This window comes from Acerihabitans sp. TG2 (assembly GCF_035013185.1).
In the GTDB taxonomy this organism is placed as follows: domain Bacteria; phylum Pseudomonadota; class Gammaproteobacteria; order Enterobacterales; family Enterobacteriaceae; genus Acerihabitans.
In genome coordinates, this window is sequence record NZ_JAYGJO010000010.1 from 154,226 (window position 1) to 164,687 (window position 10,462).

The following is a 10,462-nucleotide window of genomic DNA, read 5'->3' on the forward strand; positions in this document are numbered from 1 at the left end:
CGCCCGCGATACCCTGTTCGCTGGAATTTATTGGCTGTTGCCAAGGGAAAAGCGATATATGCAAGAATATTCACACTATATATATATTATAAGCCTGAGTATAGATGCGCTTAAAAACTAAAGACAATTAACACCTTATATATTAACCCGTTGAGAATTCCTATGACTTTTTCCGAACTATTACATATCATCTCGGCCGAGATGCAATTGGACCTCGATGAAGCGATCAAAAGCGGCGGCTGTAGCTTGTGTTTTGACGGTAATATTAACCTCACCTTCGAGCATCATAACAACCAGGTTTATCTTTTTTCACCAGTAATGACCATTCAAGAACGGCTTAGCGATGATTTTTTTGCCTGCTTATTGCAAATTCAGCTTTTCGGCGTAGCCACTAATCGCTGTTGGTTTGGTTATGATGCTGGTGGGCAACGCATCATGTTATTTTGCTTACTTGATTTAGATAACACGACACCAGATCATGCGATAGCGCGTATTGAAGCGTTAGTCGACCAGGTTCAGTACTGGCAGGAAAATTTACCGCAGATTAGCCAAACGACCACAGGTCATTCAAGCGAGTTTTTGGCAAGCGACAATTTTCAACGGAGAAAATTAAAGTGAAAAATGTGTCTATTCCTCGGCTCGCTGTCCAATTTATAACCTATGCAGCGATGGATAAGAGCAAGGTATGCAATGGAATAGTTAAACGCATTTCTGGCGGGACCATTACTCGGGATACACTGGCTAAATCCATCATTTCAAAAACCGTCTCCTTAGGTCTGCAGCATGCATCCTCAAATAATATGCTGGGCAAACGTAGTGCCGAGATTGTTAACCAGGTACGAAGCGTATTATTTGATAATACCCAACGGCAGGTTAAAGAAGGGGTGGCTCCGCTGATTGAACTGATCGTAAAGTCCAAGGGCCAAGGTGAATTTGCGCAAAAAATGGCTGCAGGTATTGGGCAATTTATCGGACCGTCGCTACTGCAAAATAATGCTTTAGAACGCGTGCTGGTGGCATTAAAGGAACAACCCGGTGGAGAAAATGCGTTAAAACTGGCGCTGGAGAACGCCCTAGGTGGATTTACCGGTGGGAAAATGATTTCTGCCACCTTCATGTCCATATTGAAACGTGCCATATTAGATAATCCTGACTATAAACCCACATCATTCCTGCATCATATGGCAGCCTGGAAACTACACCAAAATCTGACCAGCGATCCAAGTCAGTTACCGCCGGCGCCACTCGGATTACACAGTGTAGAAGCCATTGCCGGGAAAATTCCAGGTCTGGTCACCACCGTTTGTCACCAATTAGATAATTTACAAAAATTTTTACAGCTACCCTTAAGTGAAAAAGAGCTGTCTAGTGTCTATACAGAATGCTGGCCGAGCGATCTGAATGTTGCGCAAACAACATCCAGAAAAGATTTTATTAAGTTGGTCATGATGGCGCATGCCACAGATCAACAGCATATTCTTGATAATAATATTGCCTTATTATCAAAAGAGACGGGTGAGTCCTTCCAGCGTCAACATCAAGAAATAAAAGAATTTTTATCGAAAATACCCGAACCAGAAATAAAAATAGCGCAAAATTGGTCAGGTGATATTGAGGCCATTTCGGCTTATCATCATAAGGATCATGATCCTTCCGCTCGCCTTGAAGCGTTTATGGCCTCCAGTTTCCGGACACCGGTTCATCACCCGGATGATGTGGCTTCTTATTTTGCCGATGGCGCTTTTATCAAGGTGCTCAGGTCGGGTATTGATCTCAACATAGACAACAGCCATCAAAGCTACGCCCGTTGGGTCAGTGGTTTCGGTAATCAATTAGTGTCACAAGCTAAACAAATGTGGACGGGTCAACACGAGCTTGCGGGTACACAACTGCGTCAATTAGGGCAATTATCGGAGATGGTGGATAATAATCCGCTGAGTCTACTGGCCTTGACCCGTTATCTGATCCCCGAAAATATTACCCATGCGGTGCAGAACGAGATATTTGAGCCGTTCTTGCAGCCAACGCCTTTGCCAAATCAGGCCTCAGAACGCGTAGCCGGGTCACAAAAAAAACCTATTATTATTGCTGCTGATAATGTTTGGATGAAAGTGGGTGAACCTCAGGTTAGTTTTGCGATAAATAAGCAACACGGCGTTAACCTGGATATATCCATTAAATGGCCCGTATCAGAATTCAGCAAGCAACAAGAGCCGGTAGGCCTAGCAAAAAGTAGGGCCATTAACAGTGCCCCTGTAGATGAATCTAGCAGCGACAAAACGAGTAATAACCTAGATAACGTCGCCACCGACTATCAACACACAGGGCATATATCGACGCAAGTGAACATCAATATGCTATTTAACGATCGCGGGCTAGAAAAGCAGACGATGAAAATAGGTAAAACCAGCATCGCGTTGCACGAAAAATTAACCTTTTTACCGGCGGACACCACTATATTAAAAACCCCGGTTAACCCGAACCGGGGTTCTGCTACTGACACGCTGGAGGTGGGGGCTAAAACCACTGAAAGGTTATTATTAGCCGGGGTGAGTAAAATGACATCATCATGTTAACCGCAGCTAACCAAGCTCACGTTAATACGGTAGGGGGGGGTTATTATCGTCCCGTTATTGCGGCAATTTTCCCCTTTATCCATTCACAGTTGTATCGCTACCTCATTAATAGTGGTGGCGCTGGTGAGTCTTGGGGGGATTGTTACTGCAGTGATGCATGGGGCCACCATGCCCTTGTTTTTTACCCTGTGGTTTATCATCAGTACGGTGACAGGCATGTTTATTGGCCGCCAACTGAGTCATCATTTACCCTATCATATTGTGCAAAAAGGGTTTGCCGGACTGCTGATCGTTGTTGCCCTTGGCATGGTATTTAATGCTGTTATGACGACGTCAATCGGCTAAATCGCGACCAATCATCTAGACACTTTTGCGTCCTTGATGAAACCCTTCCACTTTGGTCGACGATCCTGCCCTTATTTTGAGCATAACAACTGCCTTATGACTTAGAGGGAATCATGTGCTCAACAAGCTTACCAATCGACATTCCCTGAGCAAGAACCGAAAATACCACCACAAGATAAGTCAGAGAAACAACGATGTTGCGGCCTTCGCCAGCCGGTAAGGAAAGCGCCAACGCCACCGAGATGCCCCCCCGCAGGCCACCCCAGGTCAACACCGCCCAAGCCCCTTTGGGCAACCGAAACACCTTTCTAAACAGCGCTACTGGCAATCCCACGGTAATCATCCGGGCAATAAGTGTCAATGCGATCACTACGCTGGCGAGGCCCAGGAGCGAATGAGAGAAGGGGATTAATATGACTTCTAACCCAATCAACACAAAGAGTACCGCGTTCAGGATCTCATCGATAAGTTCCCAAAACATGTCCAAGTGCCGCTCAGTCTGTTGTGACATCGCGTAGGAACGGCCTTGATTACCTATAATGAGTCCCATGACCACCATCGCCAACGGCCCTGATACATGCAGGGTGGTCGCTAAGGCGTAGCCACCCAGTACTGCAGCCAGGGTGATCAGCACCTCTTCTTGATAGCTATCGATACTTTTGAGCATCCGATATGTGACGAAGCCAATGATTCCTCCCAGCAAGGTACCGCCACCGGCCTCCTTGATCAACAGCGTTGAAGCCTCCAAAACCGTTGGTGTTTCTGCTCCGGCGATTGTGGCGTAGATTAATGAAAACAAGACCACACTGACACCATCATTGAAAAGAGATTCGCCGGACATGACCAGCTCTACCTTTTGCGGTGCTCCTACAGAACGAAGAATGCCTAGCACGGCAATAGGATCTGTTGGTGAGATCAGCGCACCAAAAATAAGGCAATAAATGAAAGGCAGTTGCAACTCAGTAAGTTTTACTATCTCCCATAAGGAGAAGCCAATAATCACCGTCGAGACTGCCGTGCCAATGAGGGCCAGAGAGGCTACCTGCCATTTATAAGATCGCAGTTGTTGCAGATCAACGTGTAAAGCACCGGCAAACAGTAGCAAGGACAACATGCCTTGCATCAGCAGTTCGGAAAAATCAATAGAGGTCACCAGCGACTGTTCAAGCAAACGTAACGTATGGAATCCTAACCTGTCGGCGAGCATATTTAACAGTGATAGCACTAAAGCAATTGCCATGACGCCAATGGCAGACGGTAGCCCAATATAACGTCGGTTGAGATACGCTAATAGCGCGGTAATACACAAAAATAAAGCCACAACGTTTAGCATTCGATCACAAACTTCCTCATTAATTGCCCGTGTTACCGAGCATCTGATCATCAAGGTGATTAAATCAGAGTGGATATCCCAACCGTAAGTCTAGACCAGTCTAGGGACGCGTGCTTGCTCCTCACTGATTTAGGACAAGTCGTGTGGGTTGCCTAAGGGCGGATTTGGCCTGTTATACACGTTCGCGTTTTGCCAGAACCGGCTATAAAACACCGTCAATCAGAGTAGGAATCTATGTATTAGATATGGACTACTTTAGTTACAACATACATATTATCATCTATGAATTACCACCCTAGCACCCAGCAAATACTCCGTTTAACAGGATAGACTTAGGGCTCGTAGGATTTGCCGGCCCTAGTCTAAAAGGCATTACACCGCGCGAAGTTCGGTTAAGTTATTCAGGCGTTGAGCAACGACCAATCCCACCACTAAGAGCAACGCAATAAAGATCACTACGCCGCTCCAGGCGTAACTGTGCCAGAAAAATCCACCTAGAGTGCCGGCCACACTTGAGCCAACATAATAACTAAATAAATACAGCGAGGAAGCCTGTCCCTTTGCCCGGCGTGCGCGGCGGCCAATCCATGCGCTGGCAATGGAATGAGAAGCAAAAAAACCGGCGGTAAACAGCATCATTCCGCAAAGAATCACTATCAAGGATGAAAACCAGGTAAGCAGTAACCCGATAAGCATAACCGCCATTGATACCATCATCACCGGACCACGCCCGTAGCGTCCCGACATCGATCCGGCCCAGGGAGAACTATAGGTGCCGGTAATATACACCAGTGACAGTATACCCACCGTTGCCTGACTGAGGAACCACGGTCCGGCGAGCAGACGATAACCAATATAATTAAATAGGGTAACAAACGACCCCATTAATAAAAAACCTTCGACAAATAACAATGGCAATCCGGCATCGCGAAAATGCAAACGCAGATTGATAACTATCGTGCGGGGTTTAAGGGGAGTAGGGCGGAAATGCCGGGATGTCGGCAGAAACCGCCAAAACATCAACGCCGCACCTAGCGCCAGTACACCAATGGTGCCAACGGCTATGCGCCAGGAAAAAAAATCCGTCAGCACACCACTGAGCAGACGACCGCTCATACCACCAATGGAATTGCCGCTGATATACAACCCCATGGAAAATGCCACCACGCTGGGATGAATCTCTTCGCTCAGATAGGTCATCGCCACGGCGGCGACACCACTTAATGCCAGGCCGGTCAACGCGCGAAACACTAAGATGCTGTGCCAACTGGTCATAAATGCAGTGAGCAGGGTACATGTCGCTGCCAATAACAATGCCACCACCATCACTGATTTTCTGCCCACCGCATCAGATAATGGACCGGTGAACAGCAATCCCAGCGCCATCATGCCGGTCGCGAAGGATAAAGATAAACTGCTGGTCGCCGGTGAGACGCCAAAATCCTGGGTTAATACCGGCAAAATCGGTTGCACACAGTACAACAGGGCAAACGTCGCCAGACCTGCAGAAAATAAGGCTAACGTCAGGCGGATAAACTCGGGTGTACCACGCTTGACATGAGGTTGTTTGCGAGTGGAACCATGACTGGCCGAGGGAAAAACGGGCGTCTCTGGCGAATGCGCCGCAGTACGCAATGGGGTGTTCACAAAAAATCCTTAACAAGTGGGGTTACATTATGGCAATACACAAATATTCATAGCGAAATGATAGAAATGTTTCAGTTTTTTGTCTAATATATTAATAATCTCATTTGATATGTTTAAAGTATGAATATCGAATTGCGTCATCTACGCTACTTCATCGCTGTGGCAGAAACGCTCCATTTTGGCCGAGCTGCCGAACAATTACATATGTCGCAGCCGCCGCTCAGCCAACAAATCCAAATTTTAGAACAACAAATTGGTGCCAAGCTGTTTGATCGCAACAACCGCAACGTTAGGCTGACGCCGGCGGGTAAACAGTTTTTGCAACAAGCTTGGCTGATTATCGAGCAAGTTAACCAGGCCGCTGACCGCGCCGGTCGTATTCACCGCGGTGAATTAGGTGAAATCACCATCGGTTTTACCTCATCAACGCCTTTTATTCAGCGCATTTCTGCCAGCTTATTGGCCTTTCGCCAGCAAAATCCTGCTGTACATATACAAATGGTTGAAACCAATACCAAGCAACAGATCGAGCCGCTATTAAACGGAACATTCGATATGGGTGTTATGCGTAATACCGACTTACCCGGCGCGTTGTCCTACCGACTGTTGTTGAGGGAGGCACTGGTTGCCGTGGTGCACCGTGATCACCCCTTGGCCAAACAGCCCGGTGGTCATATAAGCATTGTGCAATTAGCCAATCAACCTTTCGTCTTTTTTGATCGTAAAGTGGGAACCGCGTTATACGATGAAACGCTGCGGTTATTAAAACAGTTTGCCATTACCCCTTACATTACCCAAGAAGTCGGGGAGGCAATGACAATCATCGGCCTGGTATCAGCCGGTTTGGGTGTTTCAATTCTACCCGCGTCGTTCGCGCGTATTCGAGTCGATAGCATCTGTTATCTTGAGCTTGAAGAGCCTGAGGCCATGACCGAAGTGTGGTTGGCCACCCTACGGGATAAAGAGCTTTCCGCATCCGCACAGATGCTGATCAATTTAATGTTAAAACAATGATGTTATGCTTGTGGCCGATGTGAAACCCACCGGGGTTAATCATTGCGGGAAACGTGAATTTGGCAGTCAAACGTCGGTTTTTGCTTGCTGACCAAGGCAAATTTGTGCGACAAATCACATAACTAATCAAATATTTGACGGCTAAAATGAAAAGTCACAACATAGCCCCAATGTATTATTTTATAGCGTGAAAATATCAGGAGCAAGGTGAGTGATAGGCCATGGTCAGCCGGGGCATATCGATCAAATCAAGCAAACGAATGCGGGAGCAGTCTATCGCCTGATCGATCAGTTTGGCCCCATTTCGCGTATTGCCCTGTCAAAGCTGGCCAGACTGGCTCCCGCCAGCATCACCAAAATTGTCCGGGAATTGGTCGAAGCCCATTTGGTAAGTGAAACCGAATATCAAGAAAACGGTCTGCGCGGCAGGCCGGCCATCGGCTTGGTCGTGGATACCCAAGCTTGGCATTTTTTGGCGGTGCGCATCAGCCATGGGTCCATAACCCTCGCGCTACGTGAATTGAGCAGCAAACTGATTGTCGAGGACACAGTGCCGCTTGAGGCGCAGGCAAAAGAACCGTTACTGGCGCGTTTGATATCAACCATCGACCAGTTTTTTATTCGCCATCAGCACAAGCTAGAGCGCCTGACCGCCGTTGCCGTCACGTTGCCCGGCATTATTGACGCCGGTGCCGGGATGGTTCATCGCATGCCATGGTATAATGTTGATAACATGGCTTTAGGTCCGGCCCTCAGTGAACATATTGGTGTTCCTGCCTACTTACAACACGATATTTGCGCCTGGACGATGGCTGAAGCGCTCTATGGCGCGGCACGAGATTGTGACGACGTGATTCAGATTGTGATTGATCATAATGTTGGTGCCGGCGTCATTACCGGCGGGACCTTATTGCATGGCAGCAGCCGGAGTTTGGTCGAAATTGGTCATACCCAGGTTGAGCCTTATGGTAAACGCTGTTATTGCGGCAATCGAGGCTGCCTGGAGACGGTCGCCGGTATTGAGAGCGTAATGGAACTCACTCGCCAGCGCCTGGTATTAAATATGAACTCATCAATGAGCGGTGCGCCGGTCAGCGTCGAAGCGTTATGTTCAGCGGCCATGTCAGGCGATACACTGGCCCGTGACATCATTGTCGGCATCGGCACGAGTGTTGGGAGGATCCTGGCCATTATGGTTAACCTGTTTAATCCGAAAAAAATCCTGGTCGGATCACCACTCAATCTTGCCTCCGATATTCTTTTCCCGGTCATCCTCGCCAATATCCGCCAGCAATCTTTGCCGGACTACAGCCAAGATATTACCGTGCAGGCAACGCGATATAAAAATCAGGGCACTATGCCTGCTGCGGCACTGATAAAAGATGCGCTTTATGACGGCTCCTTACTATTGAAATTGGTGCAAGGTTAACGCTTAACGAGAAAATATTGCGCTAACGCAAGCCACCCCGGCGCTATATCGGGTACATTTTGTCTTACCTATAATCCCATCCAAACATGTCCAATGGATTAACGCCAGGCTGGAGTTGTCATGTTAAAAAGAATTTTTGTTGCTGGTACGGATACCGCGGTAGGCAAAACTATTGTCTCCCGCGCCCTGCTGCAATATCTAGCCAAGCAAAATCTAAGCGCGGTTGGATACAAGCCCATTGCACGTGGAAGTGAAGAAACGACGGAAGGGTTGCGTAACAAAGACGCATTAGTCTTAAATGCATCGTCTACCATACAACTATCCTATAATGAAATTAATCCCATTACCTTACAAGAAGAGGAGATCAGCGCCTACTCTGGGGATGAGATAAATTATGGGTTAATGACTCAGGGATTAGCCCATCTAACCGAACTGGCCGATACGGTGGTGGTGGAGGGCAGCGGTGGCTGGCGCACCATTATGAGTGATTATCGTCCTTATTCCGATTGGGTGGTACAAGAGCAGTTACCGGTGATATTGGTTGTTGGCATCAAGCTCGGTTGTATCAATCATGCGATACTCGCCGCCGAGGCTATTATCAACGATGGATTGCCATTATTAGGCTGGGTGGCCAACCGTATAAATCCCGGCCTTGCTCATTACGCTGAAATAATGAATGTATTGCGCAATAAAGTTTCGGCGCCACAGTTGGGAGAATTACCTTATTTACCAAGACCAGAGAAACGCGATCTTTCTGGTTATCTTGATTTATCCAGTGTGTTGTGTATGAATGAAAAATAAAAATGAATTGTAATTACATTTATAATTAATAATTTTTTATGAATCTGAATCACTGCGTTCCTATTATATAAACGTTAATATAATACGTTAATAGAGTAGACCGTTTTGAGTACTCCATGGCATTACACTAGGCGGGAAACCGGGTTTCCCGCCCAAGCAGCTTATGGTGTTGGCGCGTCGGCAGCGGCCGGCTCATTGCCATTGGTGCGTGTATAAATGATTTTTTGCGAATCGCTCTCACAATGACCAACAACCTGACCGCCCGCCTGATCTGCCTGATCGCTTGGGACAATCTCAAGCTGAAAGCCCGATTGGGGTACACCGTTGGCGATAATTTTTTGGGTTATATCCGCTTTTACGCTTTCGCAGGATGCCTGCGCGGCTAACGGGGCCAACGCCAAAAACGCGACGGCCAGCATAGCAACGTGACTCCATGGCTTGAGGCTTTGTGTCTTCATCTTACGATCCTTATTTGAGTATGAAGTATTCGTTATAAGGATAGCAGTGTTATTGAAAAGGGTGAATTTTCTCAATTCATGGCGCCATTAATGGACGACCGGTGCGACGGTCCAAACAGCGGGCGGTATTAGGCTCCCAATAAGCGTTTACATTTTCACTGCTGGCACATCTGTCTTGCCAATCTACAGATTTATCATATTTATCAAAATCTTTTTCCACCCGATTAATCACTTTACCACGCAAATCATGAGTGGCATTCCACTGCTCCTGGCTCTGACGCGCCTCTTCTTTGGACTGGGCGCTATCCCCAGATTCCACAATCACGCGTTGAGTATTGCCGGCTGCATGCCCTGCGGCGGAGCAGGTTAATAAAACGGCGGTGAGTATTCCACCAAGCAGTCGGGGAGTGGCGTAAACTGTCATAACATCTTTTTCCTTCTAATCTTTACGTGAATAATAACGCAGGTAAAATCGAAATCTACCACTAACAGCATAATAACATTGCGCTATGCTGTAAAACCACCTGTTGTATATATTGACCGCATTGCTGTGGCTAAGGTTCATCGATGGGGTAAAATTATCTCCACAGGATTGGCAGGGTACCGGCGTGGTGTTTGTAGGGATGATGATTATGGCAGCAGGGTGGGGCAAACCCTGAATACGACGCGCCACCGGCAGATCTTAACAGCCCTGAATCAGCGTACCGATATCCGCAGCAGGAATGGTGCTATAGGGGTCCGCTTGGAAAACGGGAAAGTTTCCCAGACTACTCGACCATATGGAAAATGGCGATGTGCTGATTGTAACGAAGCTTGATCGTCTTGGGCGCAATGCGATGGACATCAGGAAAACAAAAAA

At 47.3% G+C, this 10,462-nt stretch carries 11 protein-coding genes and 1 pseudogene; 8 read left to right on the forward strand and 4 right to left on the reverse strand.

Annotated features, from left to right (window positions below; all coding sequences use genetic code 11):
- The first annotated feature begins 207 nt into the window (after positions 1-207).
- Genes SJI19_RS11455 through SJI19_RS11465 form a run of 3 tightly spaced genes read left to right on the forward strand, consistent with a single transcriptional unit; the run spans position 208 to position 2,921 of the window.
- Entirely contained in the window at positions 208-618 is a 411-nt protein-coding gene (locus SJI19_RS11455) for a type III secretion system chaperone (protein WP_323478384.1), read from the forward strand.
- On the forward strand, positions 615-2,576 hold the full coding sequence (locus tag SJI19_RS11460; RefSeq protein WP_323478385.1) for a hypothetical protein: 1,962 nt from the start codon (positions 615-617) through the stop codon (positions 2,574-2,576). The genes SJI19_RS11455 and SJI19_RS11460 overlap by 4 nt, the downstream gene beginning before the upstream one ends.
- 45 nt (positions 2,577-2,621) lie before the next feature.
- Positions 2,622-2,921: a TSUP family transporter gene (locus SJI19_RS11465; RefSeq protein ID WP_323478399.1), complete on the forward strand. Its 300-nt coding sequence runs from the start codon at positions 2,622-2,624 to the stop codon at positions 2,919-2,921.
- A gap of 94 nt (positions 2,922-3,015) precedes the next feature.
- Here SJI19_RS11465 and SJI19_RS11470 read toward each other — a convergent pair whose 3' ends face one another.
- Both SJI19_RS11470 and SJI19_RS11475 read right to left on the reverse strand, forming a co-directional pair.
- Positions 3,016-4,254, reverse strand: a complete 1,239-nt coding sequence (locus SJI19_RS11470) for a sodium:proton antiporter (protein ID WP_323478386.1) — start codon at positions 4,252-4,254, stop codon at positions 3,016-3,018.
- A gap of 372 nt (positions 4,255-4,626) precedes the next feature.
- Complete coding sequence (locus tag SJI19_RS11475; RefSeq protein ID WP_323478387.1) at positions 4,627-5,901, reverse strand: MFS transporter; 1,275 nt, start codon at positions 5,899-5,901, stop codon at positions 4,627-4,629.
- 120 nt (positions 5,902-6,021) lie between these two features.
- Between SJI19_RS11475 and SJI19_RS11480 the strand changes: the two genes are divergently transcribed.
- The 3 genes from SJI19_RS11480 to bioD all read left to right on the forward strand — a co-directional run bounded on the left by SJI19_RS11480 (position 6,022) and on the right by bioD (position 9,145).
- The gene (locus tag SJI19_RS11480) at positions 6,022-6,915 is read left to right on the forward strand and encodes a LysR family transcriptional regulator (protein WP_323478388.1); all 894 of its coding nucleotides are present in this window, start codon (positions 6,022-6,024) and stop codon (positions 6,913-6,915) included.
- A 211-nt stretch (positions 6,916-7,126) separates the two neighbouring features.
- Positions 7,127-8,344: an ROK family protein gene (locus tag SJI19_RS11485; protein ID WP_323478389.1), complete on the forward strand. Its 1,218-nt coding sequence runs from the start codon at positions 7,127-7,129 to the stop codon at positions 8,342-8,344.
- A gap of 120 nt (positions 8,345-8,464) precedes the next feature.
- Positions 8,465-9,145, forward strand: a complete 681-nt coding sequence (gene bioD / locus SJI19_RS11490) for a dethiobiotin synthase (RefSeq protein ID WP_323478390.1) — start codon at positions 8,465-8,467, stop codon at positions 9,143-9,145.
- A gap of 161 nt (positions 9,146-9,306) precedes the next feature.
- On the opposite strand, the gene SJI19_RS11495 is transcribed toward bioD, so the two are convergent.
- Positions 9,307-9,603: a DUF1161 domain-containing protein gene (locus SJI19_RS11495; RefSeq protein ID WP_416347533.1), complete on the reverse strand. Its 297-nt coding sequence runs from the start codon at positions 9,601-9,603 to the stop codon at positions 9,307-9,309.
- A gap of 76 nt (positions 9,604-9,679) precedes the next feature.
- The gene (locus tag SJI19_RS11500) at positions 9,680-10,027 is read right to left on the reverse strand and encodes a DUF1283 family protein (protein WP_323478391.1); all 348 of its coding nucleotides are present in this window, start codon (positions 10,025-10,027) and stop codon (positions 9,680-9,682) included.
- A 112-nt stretch (positions 10,028-10,139) separates the two neighbouring features.
- Between SJI19_RS11500 and SJI19_RS11505 the strand changes: the two genes are divergently transcribed.
- Together SJI19_RS11505 and SJI19_RS11510 are read left to right on the forward strand one after the other, a co-directional pair.
- Positions 10,140-10,262 carry a hypothetical protein gene (locus SJI19_RS11505; protein WP_416347534.1) on the forward strand — a complete coding sequence of 41 codons (123 nt, stop codon included), beginning with the start codon at positions 10,140-10,142 and terminating at the stop codon, positions 10,260-10,262.
- Positions 10,263-10,355: 93 nt separating this feature from the next.
- Positions 10,356-10,462: pseudogene (locus SJI19_RS11510) on the forward strand (recombinase family protein); the annotation flags it as partial.

Coding starts and splice junctions, on each gene's coding strand:
- SJI19_RS11470 (WP_323478386.1), bottom strand. CDS start 4,254: ATGCTAAACGTTGTGGCTTTATTTTTGTGTATTACCGCGCTATTAGCG.
- SJI19_RS11480 (WP_323478388.1), top strand. CDS start 6,022: ATGAATATCGAATTGCGTCATCTACGCTACTTCATCGCTGTGGCAGAA.
- bioD (WP_323478390.1), top strand. CDS start 8,465: ATGTTAAAAAGAATTTTTGTTGCTGGTACGGATACCGCGGTAGGCAAA.
- SJI19_RS11495 (WP_416347533.1), bottom strand. CDS start 9,603: ATGAAGACACAAAGCCTCAAGCCATGGAGTCACGTTGCTATGCTGGCC.
- SJI19_RS11500 (WP_323478391.1), bottom strand. CDS start 10,027: ATGACAGTTTACGCCACTCCCCGACTGCTTGGTGGAATACTCACCGCC.